The sequence below is a fragment of the Ferribacterium limneticum genome, assembly GCF_020510565.1.
GTDB classification, from domain to species: domain Bacteria; phylum Pseudomonadota; class Gammaproteobacteria; order Burkholderiales; family Rhodocyclaceae; genus Azonexus; species Azonexus limneticus_B.
The window spans coordinates 2,481,403-2,506,688 of sequence record NZ_CP075189.1; the positions used below are offsets into that span (position 1 = coordinate 2,481,403).

At 61.9% G+C, this 25,286-nt stretch carries 27 protein-coding genes; 14 read left to right on the plus strand and 13 right to left on the minus strand.

Translation table 11 applies throughout. The features are described 5' to 3' along the window. Positions 1-73: 73 nt before the first annotated feature. Positions 74-409, minus strand: coding sequence for a hypothetical protein (locus KI610_RS11970; RefSeq protein ID WP_226495193.1), 336 nt, complete (start codon positions 407-409; stop codon positions 74-76). A gap of 211 nt (positions 410-620) precedes the next feature. On the opposite strand from KI610_RS11970, the gene KI610_RS11975 reads away from it, so the two are divergent. The 4 genes from KI610_RS11975 to KI610_RS11990 all read left to right on the plus strand — a co-directional run bounded on the left by KI610_RS11975 (position 621) and on the right by KI610_RS11990 (position 3,222). Continuing rightward, the gene (locus tag KI610_RS11975; protein WP_226495194.1) at positions 621-1,055 is read left to right on the plus strand and encodes a cache domain-containing protein; all 435 of its coding nucleotides are present in this window, start codon (positions 621-623) and stop codon (positions 1,053-1,055) included. Positions 1,056-1,146: 91 nt separating this feature from the next. After that, complete coding sequence (locus KI610_RS11980; protein ID WP_226495195.1) at positions 1,147-2,766, plus strand: methyl-accepting chemotaxis protein; 1,620 nt, start codon at positions 1,147-1,149, stop codon at positions 2,764-2,766. A gap of 56 nt (positions 2,767-2,822) precedes the next feature. Then, positions 2,823-3,008, plus strand: coding sequence for a transcriptional regulator (locus KI610_RS20140; protein WP_404827506.1), 186 nt, complete (start codon positions 2,823-2,825; stop codon positions 3,006-3,008). Continuing rightward, positions 2,983-3,222, plus strand: a complete 240-nt coding sequence (locus KI610_RS11990; RefSeq protein ID WP_226495196.1) for a hypothetical protein — start codon at positions 2,983-2,985, stop codon at positions 3,220-3,222. Before KI610_RS20140 ends, KI610_RS11990 begins: the two co-directional genes overlap by 26 nt. A gap of 162 nt (positions 3,223-3,384) precedes the next feature. On the opposite strand, the gene msrA is transcribed toward KI610_RS11990, so the two are convergent. Next, a complete protein-coding gene (gene msrA, locus KI610_RS11995) occupies positions 3,385-4,719 on the minus strand; it encodes a peptide-methionine (S)-S-oxide reductase MsrA (RefSeq protein WP_226495197.1) in 1,335 nt (444 codons plus the stop codon). Positions 4,720-4,915: 196 nt separating this feature from the next. Here msrA and KI610_RS12000 point away from each other — a divergent pair, with 196 nt between their 5' ends. From KI610_RS12000 to KI610_RS12010, 3 genes are read left to right on the plus strand one after another with little or no spacing between them, the layout of a single operon-like run. Continuing rightward, on the plus strand, positions 4,916-6,292 hold the full coding sequence (locus tag KI610_RS12000) for a 3'-5' exonuclease family protein (protein ID WP_226495198.1): 1,377 nt from the start codon (positions 4,916-4,918) through the stop codon (positions 6,290-6,292). 11 nt (positions 6,293-6,303) lie between these two features. Then, positions 6,304-6,768: a CreA family protein gene (locus KI610_RS12005; RefSeq protein ID WP_226495199.1), complete on the plus strand. Its 465-nt coding sequence runs from the start codon at positions 6,304-6,306 to the stop codon at positions 6,766-6,768. A 1-nt stretch (position 6,769) separates the two neighbouring features. Beyond that, complete coding sequence (locus tag KI610_RS12010; RefSeq protein ID WP_226495200.1) at positions 6,770-7,138, plus strand: cupin domain-containing protein; 369 nt, start codon at positions 6,770-6,772, stop codon at positions 7,136-7,138. Between the two features lie 21 nt (positions 7,139-7,159). On the opposite strand, the gene KI610_RS12015 is transcribed toward KI610_RS12010, so the two are convergent. Next, the gene (locus KI610_RS12015; RefSeq protein ID WP_226495201.1) at positions 7,160-7,927 is read right to left on the minus strand and encodes a class I SAM-dependent methyltransferase; all 768 of its coding nucleotides are present in this window, start codon (positions 7,925-7,927) and stop codon (positions 7,160-7,162) included. Next, entirely contained in the window at positions 7,914-9,155 is a 1,242-nt protein-coding gene (locus tag KI610_RS12020; RefSeq protein ID WP_226495202.1) for a DUF3419 family protein, read from the minus strand. The genes KI610_RS12015 and KI610_RS12020 overlap by 14 nt, the downstream gene beginning before the upstream one ends. Positions 9,156-9,410: 255 nt before the next feature. Between KI610_RS12020 and KI610_RS12025 the strand changes: the two genes are divergently transcribed. Both KI610_RS12025 and KI610_RS12030 read left to right on the plus strand, forming a co-directional pair. After that, the gene (locus KI610_RS12025; protein ID WP_226495203.1) at positions 9,411-9,722 is read left to right on the plus strand and encodes a hypothetical protein; all 312 of its coding nucleotides are present in this window, start codon (positions 9,411-9,413) and stop codon (positions 9,720-9,722) included. Between the two features lie 36 nt (positions 9,723-9,758). Further along, the gene (locus KI610_RS12030) at positions 9,759-11,225 is read left to right on the plus strand and encodes a DegQ family serine endoprotease (RefSeq protein ID WP_226495204.1); all 1,467 of its coding nucleotides are present in this window, start codon (positions 9,759-9,761) and stop codon (positions 11,223-11,225) included. A 64-nt stretch (positions 11,226-11,289) separates the two neighbouring features. Here KI610_RS12030 and KI610_RS12035 read toward each other — a convergent pair whose 3' ends face one another. Beyond that, positions 11,290-11,700 carry a carboxypeptidase regulatory-like domain-containing protein gene (locus KI610_RS12035; RefSeq protein WP_226495205.1) on the minus strand — a complete coding sequence of 137 codons (411 nt, stop codon included), beginning with the start codon at positions 11,698-11,700 and terminating at the stop codon, positions 11,290-11,292. 225 nt (positions 11,701-11,925) lie between these two features. On the opposite strand from KI610_RS12035, the gene KI610_RS12040 reads away from it, so the two are divergent. Together KI610_RS12040 and KI610_RS12045 are read left to right on the plus strand one after the other, a co-directional pair. Further along, positions 11,926-12,108: a hypothetical protein gene (locus KI610_RS12040; protein WP_226495206.1), complete on the plus strand. Its 183-nt coding sequence runs from the start codon at positions 11,926-11,928 to the stop codon at positions 12,106-12,108. A gap of 430 nt (positions 12,109-12,538) precedes the next feature. Then, positions 12,539-13,186, plus strand: coding sequence for a PEP-CTERM sorting domain-containing protein (locus KI610_RS12045; protein ID WP_226495207.1), 648 nt, complete (start codon positions 12,539-12,541; stop codon positions 13,184-13,186). A 230-nt stretch (positions 13,187-13,416) separates the two neighbouring features. Here the strand turns inward: KI610_RS12045 and KI610_RS12050 are convergent, their stop codons facing one another. The 5 genes from KI610_RS12050 to KI610_RS12070 form a co-directional block, all read right to left on the minus strand. Continuing rightward, on the minus strand, positions 13,417-14,112 hold the full coding sequence (locus tag KI610_RS12050; protein WP_226495208.1) for a YecA/YgfB family protein: 696 nt from the start codon (positions 14,110-14,112) through the stop codon (positions 13,417-13,419). A 72-nt stretch (positions 14,113-14,184) separates the two neighbouring features. Continuing rightward, entirely contained in the window at positions 14,185-14,784 is a 600-nt protein-coding gene (locus KI610_RS12055; RefSeq protein ID WP_226495209.1) for a nucleotidyltransferase family protein, read from the minus strand. After that, positions 14,781-15,776: an XdhC family protein gene (locus KI610_RS12060; RefSeq protein WP_226495210.1), complete on the minus strand. Its 996-nt coding sequence runs from the start codon at positions 15,774-15,776 to the stop codon at positions 14,781-14,783. Before KI610_RS12060 ends, KI610_RS12055 begins: the two co-directional genes overlap by 4 nt. 1 nt (position 15,777) lies before the next feature. Continuing rightward, a complete protein-coding gene (locus KI610_RS12065) occupies positions 15,778-17,970 on the minus strand; it encodes a xanthine dehydrogenase family protein molybdopterin-binding subunit (protein WP_226495211.1) in 2,193 nt (730 codons plus the stop codon). Positions 17,971-17,981: 11 nt separating this feature from the next. Beyond that, positions 17,982-18,440 (minus strand): (2Fe-2S)-binding protein, encoded by a 459-nt coding sequence (locus KI610_RS12070; protein WP_226495212.1) that lies wholly within the window; start codon positions 18,438-18,440, stop codon positions 17,982-17,984. Between the two features lie 177 nt (positions 18,441-18,617). Here KI610_RS12070 and KI610_RS12075 point away from each other — a divergent pair, with 177 nt between their 5' ends. Together KI610_RS12075 and msrB are read left to right on the plus strand one after the other, a co-directional pair. Next, complete coding sequence (locus tag KI610_RS12075) at positions 18,618-19,571, plus strand: AraC family transcriptional regulator (protein ID WP_226495213.1); 954 nt, start codon at positions 18,618-18,620, stop codon at positions 19,569-19,571. Positions 19,572-19,620: 49 nt separating this feature from the next. Further along, positions 19,621-20,019: a peptide-methionine (R)-S-oxide reductase MsrB gene (msrB, locus tag KI610_RS12080; protein WP_226495214.1), complete on the plus strand. Its 399-nt coding sequence runs from the start codon at positions 19,621-19,623 to the stop codon at positions 20,017-20,019. A 53-nt stretch (positions 20,020-20,072) separates the two neighbouring features. Here msrB and KI610_RS12085 read toward each other — a convergent pair whose 3' ends face one another. The 3 genes from KI610_RS12085 to KI610_RS12095 all read right to left on the minus strand — a co-directional run bounded on the left by KI610_RS12085 (position 20,073) and on the right by KI610_RS12095 (position 23,983). Further along, on the minus strand, positions 20,073-22,268 hold the full coding sequence (locus KI610_RS12085) for an OsmC domain/YcaO domain-containing protein (RefSeq protein ID WP_226495215.1): 2,196 nt from the start codon (positions 22,266-22,268) through the stop codon (positions 20,073-20,075). A 145-nt stretch (positions 22,269-22,413) separates the two neighbouring features. Continuing rightward, positions 22,414-22,980 carry a DNA-3-methyladenine glycosylase I gene (locus KI610_RS12090; RefSeq protein WP_226495216.1) on the minus strand — a complete coding sequence of 189 codons (567 nt, stop codon included), beginning with the start codon at positions 22,978-22,980 and terminating at the stop codon, positions 22,414-22,416. Positions 22,981-23,161: 181 nt separating this feature from the next. Beyond that, complete coding sequence (locus tag KI610_RS12095; RefSeq protein WP_226495217.1) at positions 23,162-23,983, minus strand: AraC family transcriptional regulator; 822 nt, start codon at positions 23,981-23,983, stop codon at positions 23,162-23,164. An 88-nt stretch (positions 23,984-24,071) separates the two neighbouring features. Between KI610_RS12095 and KI610_RS12100 the strand changes: the two genes are divergently transcribed. Then, the gene (locus KI610_RS12100; RefSeq protein WP_226495218.1) at positions 24,072-25,280 is read left to right on the plus strand and encodes an MFS transporter; all 1,209 of its coding nucleotides are present in this window, start codon (positions 24,072-24,074) and stop codon (positions 25,278-25,280) included. Positions 25,281-25,286 lie beyond the last annotated feature (6 nt).

A 25,286-nucleotide genomic window follows, 5' to 3' on the forward strand; every position in this document is an offset into this window, starting at 1 on the left:
GGCGCTGCCTTTCCCCTTTTCTACAACTGCAAGTAGAAAGCTGAAATCCCGCTGGTTCAGCCAGCAGGATTGCTTACGCCTCGCCGTTATGTACGGCGCTCAGGCGCTCGGAAACGTATTCGCCGCGCGCCGTCGAGTTGTTTTCCTGGCCGTTCTTGGCACACCAGGCGAAGAACTCTTCGGGAACGATCTGGTATTCGATGGCCAGCACGCCGGAGCGCTGGAAGTTGCGGCGGGCCAGAACAGCCATTGCCTTCCACTTTTCGAACGATTCTTCGAAACAGTCGGGATCGACGGCTGTGGCTTTGACCTCGGCCCAGGTTTCCGGGGTGTACCAGGTGACGCCGATGACTAGCGATTGCGTGCGGCGCTTGGCCTTGATGCTTTGGTAGAGGGTGGGTTTTCTCATGATCGGGGGAAATGACAGGAATGGTTGAGGAGTCGCGGCGGCTAACTTTAGAGCCGTTTTGAGGTTTTCTCCAATACTTGCTGTCCGGGCGAGATACCGGCGACCCTTTTTGATACATTTTTGACATATATCAATGTCATTACCATATGCCATTTCGGTATCTAAAGTAAGATCGACGGCGCTGATCAATCGATTGATGGAGGCTATGATCATGAAAGCTGTCGTCTTTGGTTTGGCCGTGCTGAGCATGGTGGGTGGCGCCGTTGCCGGTGAAAAAGAGGATGCCGTTCAGATGGTGGGCGATGCGGTTGCCGCTGTCACGAAGGACAAGACGGCCGGGTTGGCCGAAATCGGCAATGCCAAGGGGCGTTTCGTCAAAGGCGAGATTTACGTCTTCGCCTACGACATCACCGGCACCATGGTTGCTCACCCGATGAATGCCAAGCTGGTTGGCAAGAATCTGCTGGACGTTCCCGACGCGGCGGGAAAAATGTTCCGTCAGGAAATCATCGACGGGGTCAAACGCGGTGGTTCGGCGACCGTCGATTACAAGTACAAGAACCCGAAGAGCGGCGCCATTGAAGACAAGGTGACCTACTGCAAGAAGGCCGTGGAGCTTGCAGTCTGCGCCGGCTATTACAAGTAGCGACCGCCACGCTTCGCCCGCTTGGCTCAAGCAGCGAAGCCACACTGAACCTGATTGAGGGTGGCCCGGCCGATGCCGGCCATAGGCATTGATGCAAAAACTCGGCTTTCGCAAAGCGCTCTATCTGCTGGCCATCGTCGCCGGTCTTAGCCTGTTGCTCGTGACACTGGGCGGGATCTGGCAAAGCCGGACGGCGGCCAAGGCGGCGGCGCGGATTTACGAAGAGCGCACGGCGCCGACCCTGGCCTTGATTCAAGCTGTCGACGCCCTGCACCGGGCCCGGCAAACCATCCTGATTGCCCTTTCCGAAGAAAAGGAGGAGCGCGCCGCTACCCATTTGACCAAGCTGAAGGCGCTTGATGCTTCGATGAAGGAGGCCTTGCACACGGCAGCAACCGCAGCGCCGGATCAACAGGCCGCCCTGAGCGGTCTGGAGGGGCTGATTGCCGAGTACAACAAGGCGCGCGACCAGTCGATCAAGATGATCGAAGTCGGCGATCTGCCGAGTGCGCTGGGCAACATCCAGCACAATGCCGGGCCGAAATTCGACAAGGTGTTGCAGGCGCTGACCGAGGTGATCCAGAGCCAGGCCAGCCTGGCCCAACAGGATCATCAGGAAACGACGCGTAGCCTGTCGGTGCAAACCAACACGCAGATCGCCCTGTCGTTCGGCCTGCTCGTCATGATGGCGCTGTTCATTTTTTGGGTATTGCGGCGCGTGCTTGGCCAGCTCGACGAAATGCGCGGCGCCATGGCCGAGGTGGTCGAACGTGGCGATTTCACGGTCCGGGTGCCGGTCCATGGGCAGGACGAAATTGGCGCTGTGGCGACCAATTTCAACGAGTTGGTCGGCTCTTTCCGGCGCATTCTCGAGACCCTGGAAAACGAGGTCGGCAACGTCGACAAAGTCGCCCGCGACCTTAGCCAGACCGCCGTCGCCGCGGCGACCAGTGCGACGGCGACCAGCGATTCCGCTTCCGGCATGGCGGCGGCGGTGCAGCAGATGTCGGTCGGTCTCGACCAGATGCGCGACAACGCCGAAACCGCCATCGCTGTCGTTGAACGCGCCAACGCCGACTCGCGCAGCGGTGGCGACGTCATTCACGAAGCGGTGCGAGACCTCGAGCACATTTCGCATGAGGTCCGCCAGGTGGCCGAGAAGATCGCCGATCTCGGCGAACAGGCCCAGGAAATCAGTAGCGTTGTCGGCCTGATCCGCGATGTGGCGGACCAGACCAACCTGCTCGCGCTCAACGCCGCCATCGAGGCGGCACGGGCCGGCGAGCAGGGCCGCGGTTTTGCCGTCGTGGCTGACGAGGTGCGCAAGCTGGCCGAACGCACCGCCCAGGCAACGCAGGAAATATCGGGCATCATCCAGCGCATCCAGCGCAGCGCCTCGGACGCCTCGGACACAATGAAGGACGCGCTGGGCGACGCCGATGCCGGCACTTCGCTCGGCATGCAAGCCAGCCAGGCCATCGAAGGCATCCGCCAGGCGGCAGAAGAAGCCGCCGGCGTCGTCCGCGACATCGCATCCGGTGTCGCCGAACAATCGCAGGCCGGGCAGCAACTCGCCATCAACGTCGAGCAGGTGGCCAACGCCGCCGACAGCAACAGCAACGTTGTCAGCCGGACAGCCGAAGCCGCCGGCAAACTGGAAAGCCTTGCCAGCGCCATTCGCAGCCAAATCGAGCGTTTCCGGCTGCGCTAGGGCGATACCCTTCGCCCTGCCCGACTCTCAACCTCGATACCCACCTGAAAAAACTGCTGGCGGCCGACTACGTCGCGGTCCGCAAGGAAACCGGCGATGGTCGCCCACAGTCGTTCTACGCGCTGACGCCGGGCGGGCTGAGCGCCCTGCAAGCTTATGTGCAGGCGCTGCACCGGCTGCTGCCGATGAGCCGGGAGACCAGCGATGCCCCTGAGTTTGGCCAGCCCAAACTGGCCGGCTGAGCACCGCGGCGGCGAGCATCTGCACCGCTTCGGGTTGCCTTATTTTGTGCTGGCCTCGCTGCTCGTGCATGGGCTGGCCCTGCAGTTGAAATTTGATTTTCAGCCGTTTTTTCCTGTTGACCGTGGAATATCCCGGCTCGACGTTTTATTGGCCCCGGCGCGACTCCCGGATATTCCGACGCCGGTGCTCGCGGTGCCCGGCAATTGCCCATGATCAAAGGGCCTGAATCGATCACTCCAGGCCGTTTTTGAAAGGGCAATCACAACAACTGCAACACATTAATCCGGACCACCGTTCGGTCAACATACCAGCCGTTCAGCGCCCGGGTACGGACGCAATCGCCCGCCCCGACCTCGGCACGCTCCGGCGAAAAGCCTATTTCCCCTTGTCCGGCACAAACTTCAGCACGTTGCCGTTGATGCAGTAGCGCTTGTGGGTTGGCGGCGGGCCGTCGTCGAAGACGTGGCCAAGGTGGATGCCGGAGCTGGCGCTGCGCACTTCGACGCGCTTCATGCCCATGCTGATATCTTCATGCAGGGTGATGGCGCTGGGTAGCGGGTTGAAGAAGCTGGGCCAGCCGGTGCCGCTCTCGAACTTGGTGTCACTGCGAAAAAGCGCGACGCCGGTGATCGGATCAACGAAAGTGCCGGCGCGTTTTTCATCGAGATTGGAGCCGGTGCCGGGGCGCTCGGTGCCCTGCTCGAAGGCGATTTTCTGCTGCGCCGGGGTGAGCAGGTGGAAGCCCAGCCATTTCCAGAAACGGGGCGTTTCGCCGCTGTAGCCGGTGTAACGCGAGACCTCCTTGCCCTTCTCGAAGAGCACCATGGTCGGCGTCGCGAACAGCGCCTTTTCCAAAGTCCAGCCGGCTGGCGGCTCGGGGTTCAGGGTGCTGACGACGGCGACTGGCGATTGCCAGTGGTCGAGAACGTCGGCCTTGAATTTGCGGCAGTAGGCGCAGTCTTCGCCTTCGAAGACGATCAGCTGGCGCTCGAAGTTGAGCGCCTTGGCGTCCAGTCGTGGCGCCTTGACGGCCGCTTTCGGCATCGGCGTGGCGGCGCCGGCGACCGGGTATTTGACGCCCGTGCCACCCAAACCGCAGTAGCCGTTCGGATTTTTCTGCAGGTAATCCTGATGGTATTCCTCGGCCGAAAAATACGTTTTCAGCGGCGCGATTTCGCTGGTGATCTTGCCGCGCCTGGCAGCGGTCAGGGCACCTTGATAAACGTCGCGGGTTTTCAGGGCGACGGCCTGCTGACTATCGCTATTGGTATACACCGCGCTGCGGTAATTGGTGCCAACATCGTTGCCCTGGCGATTGCCCTGCGTCGGGTCATGGCTTTCCCAGAATTGGATCAGCACTTTTTCGACATCGACCTTGGCCGGATCGAAAGTGACCTTGACCACTTCGGCATGGTTGCGCTGGGTCGTCTTGCCCCATTGCAGCATTTTTTCGTGGGCCAGCACCGCATCGTAGGTCCCGGCAATGTCGCCGTTGGCGTAGCCGCTTTCAACATCGAGCACGCCGGGAATGGCTGACATGCGCTTTTCGGCACCCCAGAAACAGCCCATGCCGAGCACGATGCTCTCGGTAACGGCCGGCATGGCTGGTTTGGCCACCTTGGCGGCAGCTTCGCCATCGGTGCAGCCGGCGATCAGAAAACTGCTGGAGATGGCCAGGATAAGTCCTTGAACGAGTCCTCGGGGTGACATTGCTTGCCTTTCGCTGGCGAGGGAGGCTGATCGGACCAATACGCCCGATCACCGCCTTCCGCCTGAAGTGGACGGTCTGATTTCTCAGTGGTTCCCATTAGTCGCTGGCGACAGGGATTCCTTACAGATGGATTGAACCCCCGTGAATTTTCCCACCCGGGGCAACTCGACCGGCCGTCCGTGAGAAAATCCGTCCATGCGACCCCTAGCCTTCGTAGACCTCGAAACCACCGGCGCCACCGCCACCCATGACCGCATCACCGAAATCGGCATCGTTGAGGTCGATGCCGACGGCAGCGTTCGCGAATGGCAGCAACTGGTCAATCCCGGCATGCGGATTCCGCCCTTCATCGAGCAATTGACCGGCATCAGCAACGACATGGTGGCCGAGGCGCCGCCGTTCGAGGCGGTGGCGGCGGAAACCATGAAGCGGCTGGAAGGCCGGCTGTTCATCGCCCACAACGCGCGTTTCGACTACGGCTTCCTGAAAAACGAGTTCAAGCGCCTCGGCATCACTTTCCGCGCCTCGGTGCTGTGCACCGTCAAGCTCTCGCGAACGCTCTTTCCCGAACACAAGCGCCACAACCTCGACAGCCTGATCGAGCGCCACGACCTGCAAGCCAATGCCCGCCACCGGGCGCTGGCCGACGCCCAACTGATATTTCAATTTTGGCAAAAAATTCGCGTTGACCGTAGCAACGAGCAAATCGAGGCCGCACTCAAGGCTCAGAACGCCCACCCCAGCCTGCCGCCGCATCTCGACGTCGGGATCATCGACGAATTGCCGGAAGGCCCCGGCGTTTACCTGTTCTACGGCGAAAACAACCTGCCGCTCTACGTCGGCAAGGCCAAGGATATCCGCCAGCGCGTGCTTTCGCATTTCGCCGGCGACCACAGCGCCGCCAAGGAAATGGAACTGGCCCAGCAGGTCAAGCGCATCGACTGGATCGAAACGGCCGGCGAAATCGGCGCCCTGCTCAAGGAATCGGCTCTGGTCAAGGCTTTGCAGCCGTCGCACAACCGGCAATTGCGCAAGAACGACGAGGCCTGCACATGGACACTGATCGATGAAGGCGAAGGCTGGTTGCGGCCGCAGCTCATGGCGCTGGCTGACATCGAAGCCGGCCTGACCAGCGCCTGCTATGGCCTGTTCAAGACCACCAAGGAAGCCAACAAGGTGCTGCACGCCCTGGCCGAATCGCACAACCTGTGTGACGTCCTGCTCGGGCTGGAAAAAGCCAAACCGGGCAAGCCCTGTTTCGGCCACCAGCTCCGACGTTGCAAAGGCGCCTGCGTTGGCGCCGAACCCTACGCCAAACACACCGTTCGCCTGATCTCGGCACTCGTCGGCCTCAAGCTCGTTGCCTGGCCCTTCGCCGGCCCCGGGCTGGTCCGCGAAGGCGACGAAATCCACCTCATCGAAGGCTGGCGCTACGTCGGCACCGCCCGTTCCGACGACGAACTGCACGCCCTGCTCGACAGCCCGCGCCCGGCCTTCGACCGCGATATCTACAAAATCCTCACGAAATACGTCGGCAAGCTGATTCCGTTATCATCGACCCGACCATCCTGAACGGAACCATCATGAAAACCGCCGCCGCCCTTGTTATCGCCGCCCTCTCAGCCCTCTCCCTGCCTGCCGCCGCCGAAGAAATCGGCTGCGCGACGACGACCTGGAAGCTGATCGGAGCCAATCACCGGGTCTGCATTTACGCCTACGACGACCCGAAGATTCCCGGTGTGACCTGCCACGTCAGCCAGGCTCGCACCGGCGGCGTCAAGGGCAGCTTCGGGCTGGCCGAAGATCCATCGCAGTTCTCGCTGGCCTGCCGCCAGGTTGGCCCGATCACCCTGCCCGCCAAGCTCTCGGAAGACGAAATCGTGTTCAGCAACGACACCTCGATTTTCTTCAAGGAAACCGATGTCCATCGCTTCTACGACCAGAAGCGCAACGTGCTGATTTACATGGCGATCAGCCGCAAGATTATCGAAGGCGCCCCGGCCAACGCTATCTCGACCGTGCCGATCCAGCCGTGGGGCGGCAAGTAAGGTGAAAACCTCACGCGACGCGATCCGTCCCTACATCACCAAGGACGGCTCGGAAATCCGCGAACTCCTGCACCCGGCGCAGCACGGCGCCCGAAACCAGAGCCTGGCCGAAGCGCTGGTGCCGGCCGGCTGCACGACCTTGCTGCATCGCCATGAAGTGACCGAAGAGATTTACCACGTCACCGGCGGCACGGGAATCATGACGCTGGGCGCCGACAAATTCCCGATCGGCCCCGGCGACAGCATATTGATCCCGCCCGGCACGCCGCATTGCGTGGCGAATACGGGGGAAGCGGCGCTGGTCATCCTGTGCTGCTGTGCGCCGGCTTATTCACACGAGGATACGGCTTTGCTGGAGGCGTCGGCGTAGGAAATACGCCGACGGTTGGCTTCAGCCCGCCTTCTTCAACCATTCCGGCAACGTCGTTTGAAACTGACTCCCCTCGCCCGCCAGATCACCCCGCTCCCCGACAAACAGGTAATACGGTGCCTGAACGCCCGGCAGGTAGGGAACCGGCGCCCGCAACTCAGCTGAAAACTGCTCGGCGAACATACCCCTGAGCATCGCCAGATGTTCGCCCGACAAATGCACGCCGTCATGGCCGAACCATTTGCGCCAGAAGGCGTTGCTCAATCGGCCGCCGGCCGCCGGCAGATGAAAATCGACAACGCCGATGCGCCCGCCCGGGGCCAGCATGGCCTGGGCATTGGCGATCACCCGCGACCAGTCGGGAATCATCGTCAGCGCGTACGACATGAAAACGAAATCGACGGGCTGATCGGGCTGCCAGCTTGTCGCGTCGGCCTCGATGACCCGGATTCGTTCATGGCCGGCCGCCCGTTGCCGCGCTACGTCGAGCAAGGCCGGGCAGAGGTCGACCATGTCGAAACTGGCAAACTGGCCGGCCCGGGCGCCGATCCGCAGCAAGCTGCTGCCAGTGCCGCAGCCGAGTTCGACGACCCGGGCGCCGGGCTGAAGACCCAGCCGCTCGATCAGTTCCTGGCGGCCGTGCAGCAGGCGTTCACGAAAGACGTCGTAACGGTCGGCCTGCGGCGCATAGAAAGCCTGCAGGCGTTCGGCGTGGCTGCCGGATTTCGGCTGCCCGCAAAGGAGGCGCCACAGAATGCGGGCGTCGGCCGCCAGATCAGCCGCGGCCATTTTCCGCCAGCTGGGCAACGACGAACCCGGCGTAGGTATGCACACGATCGTCGCCTTGCAGACGAGCGGCGAGTTCGGTCTCGTAGTTGAGCATTTCCTTGAGCGGCTTGTGTTGCGGCCCGGCCGTCACCCAGTCGAGGAACGGCGGGTTGGCGTGGGCGCTGCGCAGCAACAGGCGGGCCTTGGGCGCCGCCCGCTCGAAGATGGCATTCCATTCCTCGATCAGCGCCGCCGGGTAGTAGCAGCTCATCCAGTCCATGTGGTCGAGCAGCACGAAGCGCGTGATCGGCTCGTCGCCGGCTTGCAGAAACTCGGTGACGGTGCAGGTGTGCGGCTCGATGCAATCGACCAGGCCGCCCTTGAGCGCGTTGAAGTTTTCTTCCTTGAGGTAGGACGGGCAGCAGTCGCGGGTGTAGCTGCCGGTCAGATAGACGCGCCAGAAATAGTTTTCGCCGACTGGCAGGTTGCGGAAAACGTATTCGATGGCGTCGCGGATGAAGCCGGAAACGCCGCCCGGGTGCTGGCCCTGGACCAGCCGGCGCTGCGGATGCGGCACACCGAGCAGGCTCATGGTCAGCTGGCGGTTGAGCACCCAGTTGATGACCGGCGTCCACAACTCGCTGGCGATTTTTTCATCGTAAATCTGGCGTTGTTCGACCAGATTGGTCGAGGCGAACAGTTCGGTCACCCGTTGCGCCAGCGCCGGCCGCATGCGGAAATAGGTGCGGAACCCGCGCGCCACGAAGCCGGCCAGGCCATGAAAATAAAAGCTGCCGTGACGGCTGCAGAACCAGTTGAAACGGCGATCCCAGTAGGTTCTGGCGAAATCGGACAATTCGGCCCGCAACTGGTGGCGGTAGATATTCTTGATATTCGGGTGATAGCCGCTGCCGAAAATGGCGAAAAAGTCGTCAAAGCCAAGCTTGCGGATACCCGCCATCTTGAGTTCGAGCAGCGCATTCTGGCGCGGGTTGGCGTCAATCGCATAAACCTTGGCCGGCCCCTGCAGGGCGTAATCGAGCGCATTGCAACCGGCGCTGGTGATCACCATCACCGTGTCCTGCGGCCCGAGATGCAGGGCCTGGCGGTCGACCGCCGGGTCTTCCCAGCAGGTGTTGTAAACCAGCGAGCGCGAATAGAGCGCGTCGAAAATCTTCTGGTCGATGCGGTCCTTGAGGGTCAGATTGAGAGCGGGTACGGCCAGGTTTTGCGGTGCGGGTGCGTTCATGTCGGCGCGGGTCGGTTTGGAATTTCCCGAAAGTAAGCGCCGCGTGTTACGACCCCATGACAAACGGCAATCGATTGCACATCGGGCCCCCTTTCTGGCCCGCTGCCGATTTCAATTTTGGCTGTTTTTTCCGGTTGACCGTGGCATCCGGCGCTCTGTAAAAATTTGATACAAATCGTCGCAAAAACACCCATCGAAAAAAATCCAATCGGGGCAAAACTGCGGGTCTACTGATTTTTGCAAAAGGAGTGACCGATGCAGACTGATCCCCATTGGCAAGAACAGACCCTTGCCCGATTCATACTGGCATCCCGCCAGCACCTCGGCCTCATGCAGGCCCCCGCCAGCCTCAGACCGCCGCGCCGCGTCGCCGGATCGAGCCGCAAGCTGTTGCGTTCGCTGGTCGTAGCTAGTTCCCTCGGCGCCTTGTTCGGCGCCCCGGCCTTCGCCAGCGAGGCCAGCCGCGAACCTGCCAAACGCAGCCCGAACGAACACGGCCCCCGGCTCAAAGCCAACGACCACGCGGCCCATGCGAACCGGCTCTCTCTCCACGGTCGAAATCGCTGATCAACATTCCCCAAACCCGCTCAACAAGAGGTAAGCATGAACCGTAATTCCCTGAAAATGACAGTCGCCGCCGTCGCCGTTGCAGCAGCCCTCGGCGGCGCCTATTCGCTTGGCCAGAACGTACCTTTCGGCCACGCCAACGCAGCCACCCCGCCGACCGCAGCCGTCGCCGCCCCGGCCGTCGACATCGCCATCCCCAACGGCCTGCCCGACATGCGCAGCATCGTCGCCAGCAACGCCCCGGCCGTGGTCAATATCAGCGTCACCGGCACGCGCAAGACCGCGGCCACTGGCCCCGACCTCCAGCAGATGGACCCGAACGACCCGTTCTTCCAGTTCTTCCGCCACTTCCGCGGCCAGATGCCGGAAAGCCGGCAGCCGATGCAGGGCCTCGGTTCAGGCTTCATCGTCACGGCCGACGGCACGGTACTGACCAACGCCCACGTCGTCGACGGCGCCGAGGAAGTCACCGTCAAGCTCAACGACAAGCGCGAATTCAAGGCCAAAGTGCTCGGCCTCGACAAGGCCAGCGACGTCGCCGTGCTCAAAATCGACGCCAAAAATCTGCCGACCGTGAAACTCGGCACCTCGCTGCAAACCCAGGTCGGCGAATGGGTGCTCGCCATCGGCTCGCCCTACGGCTTTGAAAGCAGCGCCAGCGCCGGCATCGTCTCGGCCAAGTCGCGCAATCTGCCGGATGGCAGCTACGTGCCCTTCATCCAGACCGACGTCGCGGTGAACCCCGGCAACTCCGGCGGCCCGCTGTTCAACATGAACGGCGAAGTGATCGGCATCAACTCGCAAATCTACTCGCGCAGCGGCGGCTACCAGGGCCTCTCCTTCGCCATCCCGATCGAAGTGGCGATGAATGTCGAGAAACAGATCGTCGCCCACGGCAAGGTCCAGCGCGGCAAACTCGGCGTCAGCATCCAGGAGGTCAATCAGTCGCTGGCCGACACCTTCGGCCTGGCCAAGCCGGCCGGCGCCTTGGTCGCCTCCGTCGAAAAAGGCAGCCCGGCCGCCAAGGGCGGGCTGGAACCGGGTGACGTCATTCTCGGCATCGACGGCAAAGCTGTAGAAGCCGCCGGCGAATTGCCGGCTGCCGTCGCCACCAAGATGCCTGGCGAAACGGCCCGCCTGCAAGTCTGGCGCAAGGGCGAAACACGGAACATCGACGTCAAGGTCGGCAGCTTCGGCGAGGAAAAAGTGGCATCCAGCGAAGCCCCATCCGCCGACAAAGGCCGCCTCGGCGTCGCCGTCCGCCCGCTGACCCCGGAAGAACAGCGCCAGGCCGAAGTCAAAGGCGGCCTGCTCGTCGAACAAGCCAGCGGCGCCGCCGGCCGCGCCGGCATTCGCCCGGGCGACATCATCGTCTCGGTCAATGGCCAGCCAATCGGCGACATCGAGCAGCTACGCGGCATCATCGCCAAATCCGGCAAGAAAGCCGCCATCCTGATCGAACGCGGCGAGTCGCGAATATTCGTGCCGGTTGATCTGGGCTAAACGTCAAAAAGGCCGTTCGGATGAACGGCCTTTTTCATGCTGCCCCCTTTTTGGGACGTGGCGGTTACCAGCGAAAAACACCTTCCGATCTGCGCTTTTCGCTGATCGACAGCTTTCTTTGTTGCTCCTGACCGTTCATCGAAACCTTGATCACGTAGCTGCCCCGTGGCAACCGGGCGAGCAGGAACGGTCCCACCGAATTCGCTTCAAGAACCTTCTCGCCCTTGGGATTGAGCACGACCACATCAACACTCCCAAGATAGGAACCATCGCGCTCGGAAAAAAGAAGCTTCAGATTGAAATCCACTTCACGCAAGCGGATTTCATCCCGCTCCTCGTCACCGATTCCGCCACTGACATAGGTAACATTTCCATACTGTTTTTCGACAAGCGCGTAAGCACCACCTTGTGCCAACACCTGCGAAGGCAGCAAACAGGCGAGCAACAGATACACGAGAAAAAAGAGTCTTGTCATGACAATCACCTTTCCATTCGAACCCACAGTTCAAGCGTAGCCTGCGGCGGCAATTCGTCAAATATTCTTCCGGAGACGAACAGCCTTTTTGCGAAGGGAAAGTGCCAGTCAATAGGCAACGAATAAAGCACGGCGCCATCGTCATCGGGCAACAACCGTAAAATACCCGTAATAAATAACTGCTAGAGTCCGTATCTCCGGAGACAAAGACAATACGGATTTCAAATGACAAACAAAATTGAAGAACTTCGCCAGAAGGCGATCCAGCTGTGCGCCGAGCACGGTGTGACGGTACGCACCTATGGGCAAGCCTGGTGGTTGGTCGGCAACGGTATAAATCGCGTCGTAGCCGAACTGGCAGGACTCTGCCGCACCGACATCACCCCGCTAGCCATCGCCGAGCGCTAGGCGTGGCGCAGGAGCAGCCGCAACAAACCCCAGTCACGCCAAACGCTTCAGCACCCAGCCAGGATTGGCACGCCATGCGCCTCGCCCAGGCGCAACAACAAGGCGGCGATCTCTAGTCAGCTTCTTATGCTGTCACCGGGATGTCTTCTGGGACTTGGTAGTCTTCACCACAAAGCAGCCAGCGATTTCTAATCGCAGAATGCCAGCGGGTGGCTCTGTTGTGCCCGTTGCTGTCAGCCATCGGTACCTTTCCACCGGCAGGAGTGCCGCGGTAGCAGACGGGTCTGCCCAACCTCGGTTTTAGCCCTTTCGGACTATTGCTCTGCCAATAATGGAAATGGGAGTATTACGCAATAAGCATTAGCCTGATTTGCATTTGGCTGGACTGTCCTTAACAAGAACCACGTAAATTCGACCCGGAGAATCCGAGATGAAATTGACTCGCTACCCCGCATACCTTTTCTGCACGATCCTTGGCGTATTGTCCGGCCAGGCAAGTGCCGCTGTGATCGACTTCAATTCACTGGCCACGACGACTAACAACCCCATTGTTACGGTTGGCCAGCCCTATGTCGAAGACGGTTTCAGCCTGATCACCCGCTCCGGGGTATCGTTCACTTATGGTGGCGGCACCATCTATGCCACCACCGACAAGAACGCCAACTGGACCGGCACCCCAGGCGTCTATTCCGACTACATTTACCAGTACGGCAGCGCCTTCGTACTGGAACGGGTCGGTGGAGGCACGTTCGATCTGGTGAGCATGGACGCGGCATCTTTTTATACCGGCGGGGCGGGCAACTCCTTTAGTGTCTATGGGTACCCGGCTGCAGGTGGTTACGTCAATCAGAATTTCACACTGGATAACACCACCAAGACCTTGGAAACACTGACCTTCAACGACAGCTTCAAGGGCCTTAACAAGATTATTTTCAGCTCGGTGTATGCCCAAGTCGACAACATCAATCTGAGCGTCGCAGCAGTCCCCGAACCCGAAATCTATGCCATGCTGTTGGCAGGCCTTGGTTTGATCGCGGGTATTGCAAGCCGCAAACGCAATAACAACGCATCGGCCTGACAGCCCTTTCAGGCTACACACAAGCGGGGGCTTCGGCTCCCGTTTTGCTTTATTGCTCGGCAGCCTCGGAGAAACTCAGATCTCCTTATTCAGTTGCTGATGTAGCCCAAAAGCTTGGTGGTTTCCTCTTCGCAGAATGCAGAAATTATCTGGTCAGAAAAGACAAAAGCCCCTTTCGGGGCTCTTTGCGCTACCGCTTATACCGGGGATGAAAGCCGGCTAGACGCCAATCAGTTGAGCTTTTCCGGACTCCCGCAGCACTGCTTGAATTTCTTGCCGCTACCGCAGGGGCATGGGTCGTTGCGGCCGGCTTTGTCGCCTTCGCGCTGGACGGTGCCGCCGGTGCGCTTGTTGCGCCAGAAGTTGTACAGGGTCTGGACGATGACCGGCAGGTTTTCCTGAATGTCGGCGACCAGGCGGGCTTCTTCGGCCGGCGGGAACCAGCGTTCGCCGCTCTTTTCGGCATCTTCCTTGAGCATGCCGTTGAGCAGGAACAGGGGTTCGAGCAGTTCGGACAGGTCGTCGGCGTGCTTGCCGGCCATTTCGTACCAGTCGCCGGCCAGACCGGCGCCGAAGACGTAGGAATCAGCCCAGGCTTCGTAGTCGTATTCGGTGCAGCTTTCGTCGAGCGGATAGAGCACCGGGGCGATGGTTTCGTCGGCCAGCAGCGCAGCAGCGAGGTCGTTGTTGAGGCGCATGAGCAGTTCAAGCGCCGCTTCGACGTCCGGGTTGCCGCCGGCTTCGAGGCCCTTGCCGAGGGCTTCGGTCAGCCAGATGGCCGGGGGTACCGGCTCGGGGGCGCTGACAACGGCGCACAGCATGGCCTGAATTTCGTCGAGGCGCATGGCCTCGCCCTGGAAAACTTCGGATTCGAGCAGTTCTTCAAGCCGGTCAAGATCGGCATCGGTCAGGGGTGTTGGATTCATCGCTTTGGTCCTCGGCAATTGGAGAATGATAGCCCAGAACCGCCCTGCCCGCAGCCTCTGGCTGCCATTTGGCTAAGCGGAAAGCGCTCCGGCCGGACTACCCGGAGTTTCGATTTGCATCGGCACATCGATATCCTTGAGCACGCCAGGATCATCGACCGAGCAAAGCACCACTGCCACCGGATCGGCCTCGAGAATGGCCTTGCCGCCTTGGTCGCCGGTCAGCGCCAGTAGCTTGTCGAGATGCGCCGCGCCGAAGGCGACCGGATGACCAGGACTTCCATCGTGGATCGGCCGGGCCAGCGCCGCCCAGTCCTGCATGGCGTGAAGAACTGCGTGGTAACTGGCCGGCTGGATGTAAGGCATGTCGGCCAGCGCGACCAGCCAGCCGGCGGCACCGGCGCTTTCTGCGACGCCACTGCTCAGGCTGTGGCCCATGCCCTGCTCCGCCGCATCGCAGACAACTGTTTCCAGCCCCTCGGCCACCAGCAGGCTGGCCAGTACCGTGTCATCGGGCCGGATGACGACGATGGTTCGGGCACAAACGGCAGCCAGATTCCGCGCCGAGGCGAGAGCCATCGGCGTGCCGTCGGGCAATGGATGCAGCCGTTTGTCGGCGCCGAAACGCCGGCTACTGCCGGCCGCCAGCAGAATACCGACAATCTGGCTCATACGACGCGACAGGCGTAGGGATCGGGGACTTCCACGGTCAACCGGAAATTTTGCCCATTTTTCAAAGCGGTCATTTCGGCCAGGATGGAGACGGCGATTTCGGGCGGCGTGCGGCTGCCGATGGGCAGGCCGACCGGGCCGTGCAGGCGATCGACTTCGGCTTGCGACAGGTCGAAATACTGCAGCAGTCGTTCGCGGCGTTTGCTGTTGTTGGCCTGCGAACCGAGCGCGCCAACGTAGAAGGCTGGCGACTTGAGGGCTTCGAGCAGGGCCAGGTCGTCGAGCTTGGGATCGTGGGTCAGCGCCACCACGGCACTGCGCGGGTCGAGGCTGAGTTCGGTCACCGCATCGTCGGGCATCGCGGCGATTCGCTCGGTGCCGGGAACGTCCCAGCCGTCGGCATACTCGCTGCGCGGGTCGCAGATATAAACGCGATAGCCGAGGGCCTGCGCCATGGTCGCCAGGTAGCGCGAAATCTGCCCGGCGCCGATGATCAGCAGCCGCCAGGCCGGGCCGTGCAGGGTGACCAGTGTTTCGCCGTCCCATTGCTGGCTGTCGCCGGCGCTGCCGCCTTCGAGGCTGACCGCGCCGGTGGCCAGCGCAACCCGCCGATGCACCAGTTGGCCGGTGCCGATGCGCTGGGCGAGTTGTTCGAGCAAGGCGGCATCGGGCGCTGGTTCGAGCACCAGTTCCAAGGTGCCGCCGCAGGGCAGGCCGAAGCGATGCGCTTCATCGGCCGTCACGCCGTAGCGCAGCAGTCGGGGCATTCCACCCACGAACTCGCCGTCCGCCGCCCGCCGGATCAGGTCGTCCTCAATGCAGCCGCCGGAAACCGAGCCCTGCACCTGCCCGTCGTCGCGCAGGATCATCCAGGCGCCCGGCGGCCGCGGGGCGGAACCCCAGGTCCGGACGACGGTGATCAGCGCGAAGCGATGCCCGGCCGCCGCCCACTTGCGGGCGGCGTCAAGGACCTGCGTATCCAGGCTGTCCATGTCAGGCCACCAACTCGGCGGTGTTGAACGGCATCTTGTGCAGGAACTTGCCGGTGGCGGCAGCGATGGCATTGGCCACGGCCGGTGCCAGCGGCGGTACACCGGGTTCGCCGATGCCGGTCGGGGCGGCGGTTGAAGGAACAATATGAACTTCGACCTTCGGCATGTCGCCGATGCGCAGTAGCGGGTAAGTATCGAAATTGCCCTGCTCGACGCGTCCACCCTTGAGCGTGATTTCTCCGCTCATGGCGGCCGAAAGCGCGAACCCGACAGCGCCTTCGACCTGCGAACGGATGTTGTCCGGGTTGATCGCCGTGCCGCAATCCACCGCACACACCACGCGGTCGACCTTGATCGAGCCGTCTTTTTTGACCGTCACTTCGGCCACCTGGGCGACGAAGGAATTGAACGATTCATGCACTGCCACGCCCCGGCCGCGCCGCTCGCCAGCGGCCGCCTTGAGCGGCGTTCCCCAGTTGGCTTTCTCGGCCACCAGCTTGAGTACGCCGGCGTGCTTGGGGTGCTCGGTCAGCAATTCGAGGCGCAGGGCCACCGGGTCCTTGCCCATCGCCGCCGCCACCTGGTCGAGGAAAACCTCGGTCGAGTAGGCCGTGTGCGAGGAACCGACCGAGCGCCACCAGAGCACCGGCACGCCGATATCGGTTGGCGTATGCAGATCGACCAGCAGGTTGGGAATGGCGTACGGCAGATTGGCCGCCCCTTCGACCGACACGTGGTCAATGCCATCCTTGATCAACATGCCTTCGAACGGCGAGCCGGCAATGATCGACTGGCCAACCAGCCGGTGATGCCAGCCGACCAGCTTGCCGCTGCCATCGAGCGCCGCTTCCAGCGCGTGGTGGAACATGGGCCGGTAAAAACCGCCGCGCATGTCGTCCTCGCGCAGCCAGACCAGCTTGACCGGGGCACGACCGTTGATCGCCTTGACGATATGCGCCGCCTCCTGCACGTAATCCGACTGCGTGCAGGCCCGGCGCCCGAAACTGCCGCCGGCATAGAGCATGTTGAGCTTGACCTGCTCCGGCTTGAGGCCGAACAGCGCAGCCACCCGGCCCTGATCGACGGTCTGGAACTGCTCGCCGTTCCACACCTCGCAGCCATCGGCCTTGAGGTGGACGACGCAGTTCATCGGCTCCATCGCGGCATGAGCGAGGTAGGGAAAATCGAAGGAAGCGCTGAGCACCTTGGCGGCGCCGGCAAAGGTTTTCGCCGTGTCGCCTTTGTTCGCGGCAATCAGGCCGGGCTTTTTGGCCATTTCCTTGTACTTGGCCAGAATTTCGTCGCTGCCCAGCTTGAAGGCCTTGCTGTCGTCCCAGCTGACCGACAAGGCATCGCGCCCCTTCTTGGCACTCCACGTATCGGTGGCCAGCACGGCAACGCCCTGCGGAATCTGCACGACTTCGACGACGCCCTTGATCGCTTTGGCCTTGGTCGCGTCGAAAGACTTCACCGTGGCGCCGAACTGCGGCGGATGGGCGACCACGGCAACCAGCATGCCGGGCAGAAAAACGTCCTGCGTGAATTGCGCCGTGCCGTTGGTCTTGGCCGCGCTGTCCTTGCGCTTGGCCTGCTTGCCGATCAGGCGAAAATCCTTGGGGTCTTTGAGCTTGACCTCAGTCGGCACGGTTTCCTTGGCGGCATCGAGCGCCAGTTCGCCAAAGCTCGCCTTGCGGCCGCTGCCGGCATGGCTGACGATGCCGTCGCGCACGACGATCTCCGCTGCGCCGACATTCCAGCGCTTGGCGGCGGCCGAAACCAGCATGGCCCGCCCACTTGCCCCGGCCTTGCGCATCTGGTCCCAGGAATTGGCCATCGCCGTACTGCCACCGGTGCCCTGGGCCGGGCCCCAGAAAGTGTTGTTGTAGCGCTTGGCATCGGCCGCGGCACCTTCGACACGAACGTTCTTCCAGTCGGCATCGAGCTCGTCGGCCAGGATGGTGGCCAGGCCGGTGTAGGTGCCCTGCCCCATTTCGAGGTGCTTGGACATGACCGTCACGCTGTTGTCGCTGCCGATTTTCAAAAACGCGTTAATTTCGGCGTTGACCGTGGCAACGGCACCCAATTTGCCTGCAGCGGCGGCTGCGACGGCCGGGAGGCAGAAACCCAGCGTCAGGCCGGCGCTGCCTTGCAGGAAACGGCGACGGCTGAGGTTTTCAATAACGATTTCGCTCATGATGTATCTCCTCAGGCCAGCGCTTGGGCGGCTTCATGGATGGCAGCGCGAACGCGCACATAGGTCGCGCAGCGGCACAGGTTGCCCGACATGGCGGTATCGATGTCTGCATCGGTCGGCTTGCGGTTCTGGCTGAGCAGCGCCACGGCGCTCATGATCTGGCCGGACTGGCAGTAGCCGCACTGCACGACATCAAGCTTGCGCCAGGCTTCCTGCACCACCTTGCCGACGCGCTCGGTATCGACCGCCTCGATGGTCCTGATCTTGCGCCCAACCACCGCCGAGACCGGCGTCGAACAGGCGCGCACCGGGGTGCCATCGACATGCACCGTGCAGGCGCCGCACAGCGCCTGGCCGCAACCATATTTCGTTCCGGTCATCTGCAAGGTGTCGCGCAGCGCCCAGAGCAGCGGCGTATCGGGCGCCACATCGAGTTGATGTGCCTTGCCGTTAATAGTCAGTTTGATCATCTGCATACTCCTCGTCGGAAGGGGATCAGCAGCCATCCCGTGGCTGCTGTTTGTGCGAATAGTGTGGGCGAGGCAAGGCGGCAAGCGATAACCCAATCGTGCAGATTTATTGCCTGATCCTCCAGAACATGTCCGCAGCCTCTCGCCGGCCAGCGCCAAAACCGCTACTCTCCGGTCATGGATACTGCCGTTCTGACCACGCCCCGCCCAAATGATTCCAACGCCATGGAAAACGCCGATCTGGCGCGCCAGCGCGCGGAACTCGCCGCCATCATCAGCCGCCACTGCCCGGCTGACGGCGCTGTCGACACGGCCATTCCCGACCTCAAGCTTTTCCGCGGATCGAACACCGACGTGCCGAACTGCGCCATCATGACCTCGGTGTTCGCCATGATGGCCCAGGGCGCCAAGCGCATCACGGTCGGCGACGACACCTACGACTACGACGCCCGCCATTACCTCATTTCATCGGTCGATCTGCCGATTTTTGCGCGCATCACACAGGCCTCCATCACCGAGCCCTACCTTGGCCTGGGGCTCGCCATCGACCCACTGAAGATCAACGAACTGACCGCCGCCATGCCCAAAAATCGGGCCGTGGAAGGCGTTGACCGTGGCATTGCCGTCGGCCTGCTCAGCGTCGACATCCAGAACACCGCTCTGCGCCTGGCCAGATTGCTCGATACGCCAGCCGACATCCCGGTGCTCGCCCCGATCATCGAGCGCGAACTGCTCTACCGCCTGCTCGCCGGCCCCCTCGGTTCGCGCCTGCGCCAAGCCACCGCCAGTGGCAGCCACAGCCACCAGATCGTCCGCGCCATCGACTGGCTGAAAACCAACCTCAACCAGCCGCTCAGCATCGAACGCCTGGCCAGCCTGTCGAATATGAGCCGCTCGTCGCTGCACCATCATTTCAAGGCGCTGACCGCCATGACGCCTCTGCAATACCAGAAGCAGCTGCGCCTGCAGGAAGCCCGCCGCCTGATGCTGGTCAGCGATACCGATGCCGCCTCGGCGGCGCACCACGTCGGCTACGAAAGCCCCTCGCAATTCAACCGCGAATATCGCCGCATGTTCGGCATCCCGCCGGGCCGCGATGTCGCCCAGTTTCGCCAGAGCCAAACCGCCTGAACCTACGCCTGCCACGCTGGTCAGACTTGGCCACCACGAGGAAAAAAGCATGCCGAAAATCGAAAAAACCGACGCCGAATGGCGTGCCCAGCTCGATGAAACCGAATACCGCGTCGCCCGCCAGAAAGGCACCGAACGCGCCTTCACCGGCAAATACTGGGACACCCACGAAGAAGGCACCTACCACTGCATCTGCTGCGGCGCCCCGCTCTTCCGCTCGGAAGCCAAGTTCGATTCCGGCTGCGGCTGGCCGAGCTTTCACACACCGAACGACGAAAAACTGATTGACGAACACGTCGACCGCAGCGTCGGCATGATCCGCACCGAAGTCACCTGCCACGACTGCGGAGCCCACCTCGGCCACGTCTTCGACGACGGCCCGGCACCAACCGGGGTGCGCTACTGCATCAACTCGGCGTCACTGAAGTTGGAGAAGGATGGGGCGTAAGAAGCGGCTGAGGTTTGCCCTATGTCCGCAACCCGGCTTAGGCGAACCTTGACTTACCGCGCAGAACTGGCCCGTGCCACGTGCAGTTTTTTGTAGCTGTCGATCAGGCGCTGGTGCCTGTCGAGCCCTTCCAGTTTCACGCTCGTTGGCGTTAAACCGAAGAAGCGCACGCTACCGTCCACCGAGCCCAGCACCGCGTCCATCCGCGGGTCGCCGAACATTCGGCGAAAATTGACCTCGTAATCGGCCAGGTCCAGCTCGTCATCCAGCAGCACCTCAAGCACCACGTTCAAGGCCTGATAAAACAATCCGCGCTCGACCGTGTTTTCGTTGTATTGCAGGAAAGTGCCCACCAGTTCGTGCGCCGCTTCGAATTGCTGCAAGGCGAGATTGATCAGCAGCTTCAACTCGAGAATCGTCAGCTGACCCCAGGCCGTGTTCTCGTCAAACTCGACGCCGATCAAGGTGATGATGTCGGTGTAATCGTCGAGTTCGCTGTCTTCCAGACGTTCGAGCAGGGCTTCGAGGCTGGCATCGTCGAGGCGATGCAGGTTCAGGATATCGGTGCGGAAGGCCAGCGCCTTGTTGGTGTTGTCCCAGATCAGGTCTTCTACCGGATAGATTTCGGAATAACCCGGCACCAGGATGCGGCAGGCGGTGGCGCCGAGTTGGTCATAGACCGCCATGTAGGCTTCCTTGCCCATGTCTTCGAGAATGCCGAACAAGGTGGCGGCTTCGTCGGCGTTAGAGTTTTCGCCGTGGCCTGAAAAGTCCCATTCAACGAACTCGTAATCGGCCTTGGCGCTGAAGAAGCGCCAGGAGACGACGCCGCTGGAATCGATGAAGTGTTCGACGAAGTTGTTCGGCTCGGTGACGGCATTACTTTCAAAGGTCGGCCGCGGCAGGTCGTTCAGGCCTTCAAAACTGCGCCCTTGCAGCAACTCGGTCAGGCTGCGTTCCAGCGCGACTTCCAGGCTCGGGTGTGCACCGAAGGAGGCAAACACGCCGCCGGTACGCGGGTTCATAAGGGTGACGCACATCACCGGAAATTCGCCGCCCAACGACGCATCCTTGACCAGCACCGGAAAGCCCTGCTTTTCCAGTTCCTCGATGCCGGCCAGGATGCCGGGATATTTGGCCAGCACTTCCGGCGGCACATCGGGCAAGGCGATTTCGCCTTCGATAATTTCGCGTTTGACCGCCCGTTCGAAAATTTCCGACAGGCATTGGACCTGCGATTCGACCAGCGTGTTGCCGGCGCTCATGCCATTGCTCAGGAACAGGTTGTCGATCAGGTTGGTCGGGAAATAGACCGTTTCGCCGTCAGACTGGCGCACATAGGGCAGCGCGCAGATGCCGCGTTCGGTATTGCCGGAATTGGTGTCATAGAGATGCGAGGCGCGCAGCTCGCCATCGGGGTTGTAAATCTGTCGGCAGTATTCGTCGAGAATCCCGGCCGGCAACGCATCCTTGCGGCCCGGCTTGAACCAGCGCTCGTTCGGGTAGTGCACGAAGGCGGTGTTGGCAATCTCTTCACCCCAGAACTGGTCGTTGTAGAAGTGATTGCAATTCGCCCGCTCGATGAATTCGCCCAGCGCCGACGCCAGCGCACTTTCCTTGGTTGCACCCTTGCCGTTGGTGAAACACATCGGCGAATGCGCATCGCGGATATGCAGCGACCAGACGTTGGGCACCAGATTGCGCCAGGAAGCGATTTCGATCTTGATGCCCAAGCCGGCCAAAACGCCGGACATGTTGGCGATGGTCTGCTCCAGCGGCAGATCCTTGCCGGCGATATAGGTGCTCGCTGCCGAATCCGGACTTAGCGTCAGCAAGGCCTGCGCATCGGCATCCAGATTTTCGACCTCCTCGATCACGAACTCGGGCCCGGTTTGCACCACCTTTTTCACCGTACAACGGTCGATGGAACGCAAAATACCCTGCCGGTCCTTGGCGGAAATATCCGCCGGCAATTCGACCTGGATCTTGAAAATCTGCTGGTAACGGTTTTCCGGATCGACGATGTTGTTCTGCGACAGGCGGATGTTTTCGGTTGGGATGTTGCGCGTGTCGCAGTACAGCTTCACGAAGTAAGCCGCACACAAGGCCGATGAAGCCAGAAAGTAATCGAACGGCCCCGGCGCCGAGCCATCGCCCTTGTAGCGGATGGGCTGATCGGCGATGACCGTGAAGTCGTCGAACTTGGCTTCAAGACGAAGCTTGTCGAGAAAGTTGACCTTGATTTCCATGCGGGGCTTCCAAAATAGCGTTCAAAACGAATTGGCCGCCATTATCCGGTTTTCACGGTGGGAAAGCCGCGTTTCTGAGCAGTTCGAGGCTCCGGGGTATTGGCGCCGACAACAGCATGCACAGCCACGACGAGCATTGCAAAAATCAGCGCCCCTGCACTTCCTCATACCGCGGACAACTGACCAAATGATCATTGACCATCCCCGTTGCCTGCATGAAGGCGTAGCAAATCGTCGAGCCAACAAACTTGAAGCCGGCACGGGTCAAGGCTTTGCTCAGGGCGTCGGATTGGGCGGTTTTGGCGGGGACTTCGGCCAACGATGACCTGGCGTTTTGCACCGGTGCCCCGTCGACAAAAGACCACAGGAAATCGCTGAACGATTGCCCCTCGGCGGTCAGCGCCAAGTAGGCTCTGGCGTTCTGGATTGTCGCAGCGATCTTGGCGCGGTTGCGGATGATGCCGGGGTCGGCCAGAAGGGCGGCGACTTTTTGCTCGTCGTAGCGGGCAATTTTGTGCGGGTCGAAGTTGTCGAATACCTGCCGGTAGTGCGCCCGCTTCTTGAGCACGGTGGCCCAGGACAAGCCGGCTTGTGCGCCTTCGAGGATCAGCAGTTCGAACAAGGCGCGATCATCGCGCAGCGGCAGGCCCCATTCGGTGTCGTGATACTCGCGGTAGAGGTCGAATCCTTCGCACCAGGGGCAGCGTTCCATCGTTATGCATCCGTCAGCAAAAGGCGCAGTGTAGCTGTGTCCGCCGCAGGAGGAAATGGACCATTCCATGTAACGCAACGGGCAATTTCGCCCCATCCCCACCCCAACCCTCCCCTTGAAGGGGAGGGAGTCCACGTTCATGCAATTGCCCTGCCGGCTGCTACAGTTCCGATCTCTCTGGTCAGTCGTTACGCAGTTCGCCTGTGGGCGGCGTGCTGCGTTCTTGCATGAAGCGCCCCGGTGGCACGCCGAAGGCGCGCTTGAACATGGCCGAGAAGGCGGCCTGGCTTGCGTAGCCCAGTTCCACCGCGACTTCGCCGTACGGGCGGCCGCGGCCGATCAGGTCGAGCGCCCGGGCCAGGCGCAATTGCTGGCGCCAGGCGCCGAAGCTCAGGTTCAGTTCGCTGACGAAGAGGCGGGCCAGTGTCCGCTCGCTGGCACCGACGCGGGCTGCCCATTCGGCCAGCGAAAGCGCGGAAGCGGGATCATCGATCAGCGCCTGACACAAGGCTTGCAGACGCCGGTCCTGCGGCATCGGCAAACCCAGCGAGAGCGGCGGCGCGCGGCGGATTTCGGTGAGCAGCAATGCCGTCACCTGACGCTGGCGCTGCGACGCCTCCTGGCCGTCGCCGTCAGCCTCGCTCAGCGCCTCGAAAAGCGCCCGCATCAAGTCGGAAACCTCGATCACCGAACAGGTATCGAGCGGCAGCGGGGCCACTTCGGGGGCGATATAAACGGTGCGGAATTCGACTTCGCCGAGCATGAGCAGATCGTGCTCGATATGCGGCGGAATCCACACGGCGCGCAAGGCGGGCACCAGCCAGGTCATGCCGGCCGCCGAAATGCGGATGCCGCCGCGCAGCGGATAGGCCAGCTGCGCCCAGTCGTGGCGATGCGGCGGCACATAGACATCGGCCGGCGGGCAACGCAGGTTGACCGTCATCGGCAACTCGGCGGTTGGGGCGCGGCGGGGTACGGCGTCGAAGGAGAGGTCTGTCTGCATTGCGATAATTTTTGTCCGAATGTCGCATCACGGTCAATGGCTTGCAACGCTAGACTGTAATCCTTAACGTTTTACTCGGACTTTCGCCATGACGACCGCCACCCTGCCCGCACCCCAGCGCAGCGACATCGAAGTGATCACCCTGATCGGCTTCGTGCATGGTGTTTCGCACTTTTTCCACCTGCTGCTGCCGCCGCTTTTTCCGTGGCTCATGCAGGACTTCGACCTCAGTTTCACCGGCATCGGCATGACGATGACCGTATTTTTCATCGTCTCCGGCATCGGCCAGGCGATGGCCGGCTTTCTCGTTGACCGCTTCGGCGCGGCGCGGGTGCTCGGCGGGGGGATCAGCTGCTTTGCGCTGGCCGGCGTCGTGCTGCATTTCGCCACCGGCTACCCGATGCTGATCGCCTCCGCCGCACTGGCCGGCCTCGGCAACAGCGTCTTTCACCCGGCCGATTTCACGGTGCTCAACCACCGCGTGTCGCATGCCCGGCTCGGCCACGCCTTTTCGGTGCACGGCCTGTCCGGCAACCTCGGCTGGGCCGCGGCGCCGGTCTTCATGACCGGGATCGCCGCGGCCTATGGCTGGCGCAATGCGGCGCTCGGCGCCAGCCTGGTTGCCATCGTCGCCCTTGCCCTGCTCTTCTGGCGCCGGGAAGCCATCAACGAAGCACATGACCATCGGGCACTTAAAAGCGACGAAGCGAAATCGCCGACCTTCGCCTTCCTCGGCTCGCGTGCTGTCTGGCTGTGTTTCCTCTTTTTCCTGCTCATCACGGCGGCATTCGGCGCCATCCAGAACTTCGCCAGCCCCATCCTGCAGGCCATCTACGGCCTGTCGCTGACGACGGCCGCCTTGGCCCTGTCGACCTATCTGGTCGGTGGCGCCGCCGGCATCATCCTCGGCGGCTTCCTCGCCCAGAAGAACGCCCACGAAAACCTGATCGCCGGCGCCCTCGGCATCGCCGCCCTGCTCGCCGTCCTGCTCGCCATCGGCATCCTTCCGGGCTGGACCATCCTGCCGCTGATGGGTGGCATCGGCTTCTGTACCGGCGTCGCCGGGCCGTCGCGTGATCTGCTGGTGCGCAAGGCGGCGACGGCGCGCTTTGGCAAATCAGCCTATGGACGGGTTTATGGCTTCGTCTATTCCGGGCTGGACCTTGGGCTGGCCATGGCGCCGGTCATCTTTGGCGGGCTAATGGATGGGCGGCGGTTTGGCGAGGTGTTGATTGGCATTGCCGTGCTGCAGACTCTGGCGATTTTTAGCGCCTTGCGGGTTGGCAAAGCGGTTTAGGCCCGG

What these genes read in the sequence shown, in the direction of transcription:
- KI610_RS11970 (WP_226495193.1), bottom strand. Translation starts at nt 409, where the DNA reads ATGAGAAAACCCACCCTCTACCAAAGCATCAAGGCCAAGCGCCGCACG.
- KI610_RS11975 (WP_226495194.1), top strand. Translation starts at nt 621, where the DNA reads ATGAAAGCTGTCGTCTTTGGTTTGGCCGTGCTGAGCATGGTGGGTGGC.
- KI610_RS11980 (WP_226495195.1), top strand. Translation starts at nt 1,147, where the DNA reads ATGCAAAAACTCGGCTTTCGCAAAGCGCTCTATCTGCTGGCCATCGTC.
- msrA (WP_226495197.1), bottom strand. Translation starts at nt 4,719, where the DNA reads ATGTCACCCCGAGGACTCGTTCAAGGACTTATCCTGGCCATCTCCAGC.
- KI610_RS12000 (WP_226495198.1), top strand. Translation starts at nt 4,916, where the DNA reads ATGCGACCCCTAGCCTTCGTAGACCTCGAAACCACCGGCGCCACCGCC.
- KI610_RS12005 (WP_226495199.1), top strand. Translation starts at nt 6,304, where the DNA reads ATGAAAACCGCCGCCGCCCTTGTTATCGCCGCCCTCTCAGCCCTCTCC.
- KI610_RS12015 (WP_226495201.1), bottom strand. Translation starts at nt 7,927, where the DNA reads ATGGCCGCGGCTGATCTGGCGGCCGACGCCCGCATTCTGTGGCGCCTC.
- KI610_RS12020 (WP_226495202.1), bottom strand. Translation starts at nt 9,155, where the DNA reads ATGAACGCACCCGCACCGCAAAACCTGGCCGTACCCGCTCTCAATCTG.
- KI610_RS12025 (WP_226495203.1), top strand. Translation starts at nt 9,411, where the DNA reads ATGCAGACTGATCCCCATTGGCAAGAACAGACCCTTGCCCGATTCATA.
- KI610_RS12030 (WP_226495204.1), top strand. Translation starts at nt 9,759, where the DNA reads ATGAACCGTAATTCCCTGAAAATGACAGTCGCCGCCGTCGCCGTTGCA.
- KI610_RS12035 (WP_226495205.1), bottom strand. Translation starts at nt 11,700, where the DNA reads ATGACAAGACTCTTTTTTCTCGTGTATCTGTTGCTCGCCTGTTTGCTG.
- KI610_RS12040 (WP_226495206.1), top strand. Translation starts at nt 11,926, where the DNA reads ATGACAAACAAAATTGAAGAACTTCGCCAGAAGGCGATCCAGCTGTGC.
- KI610_RS12045 (WP_226495207.1), top strand. Translation starts at nt 12,539, where the DNA reads ATGAAATTGACTCGCTACCCCGCATACCTTTTCTGCACGATCCTTGGC.
- KI610_RS12050 (WP_226495208.1), bottom strand. Translation starts at nt 14,112, where the DNA reads ATGAATCCAACACCCCTGACCGATGCCGATCTTGACCGGCTTGAAGAA.
- KI610_RS12055 (WP_226495209.1), bottom strand. Translation starts at nt 14,784, where the DNA reads ATGAGCCAGATTGTCGGTATTCTGCTGGCGGCCGGCAGTAGCCGGCGT.
- KI610_RS12060 (WP_226495210.1), bottom strand. Translation starts at nt 15,776, where the DNA reads ATGGACAGCCTGGATACGCAGGTCCTTGACGCCGCCCGCAAGTGGGCG.
- KI610_RS12065 (WP_226495211.1), bottom strand. Translation starts at nt 17,970, where the DNA reads ATGAGCGAAATCGTTATTGAAAACCTCAGCCGTCGCCGTTTCCTGCAA.
- KI610_RS12070 (WP_226495212.1), bottom strand. Translation starts at nt 18,440, where the DNA reads ATGATCAAACTGACTATTAACGGCAAGGCACATCAACTCGATGTGGCG.
- KI610_RS12075 (WP_226495213.1), top strand. Translation starts at nt 18,618, where the DNA reads ATGGATACTGCCGTTCTGACCACGCCCCGCCCAAATGATTCCAACGCC.
- msrB (WP_226495214.1), top strand. Translation starts at nt 19,621, where the DNA reads ATGCCGAAAATCGAAAAAACCGACGCCGAATGGCGTGCCCAGCTCGAT.
- KI610_RS12085 (WP_226495215.1), bottom strand. Translation starts at nt 22,268, where the DNA reads ATGGAAATCAAGGTCAACTTTCTCGACAAGCTTCGTCTTGAAGCCAAG.
- KI610_RS12090 (WP_226495216.1), bottom strand. Translation starts at nt 22,980, where the DNA reads ATGGAACGCTGCCCCTGGTGCGAAGGATTCGACCTCTACCGCGAGTAT.
- KI610_RS12095 (WP_226495217.1), bottom strand. Translation starts at nt 23,983, where the DNA reads ATGCAGACAGACCTCTCCTTCGACGCCGTACCCCGCCGCGCCCCAACC.
- KI610_RS12100 (WP_226495218.1), top strand. Translation starts at nt 24,072, where the DNA reads ATGACGACCGCCACCCTGCCCGCACCCCAGCGCAGCGACATCGAAGTG.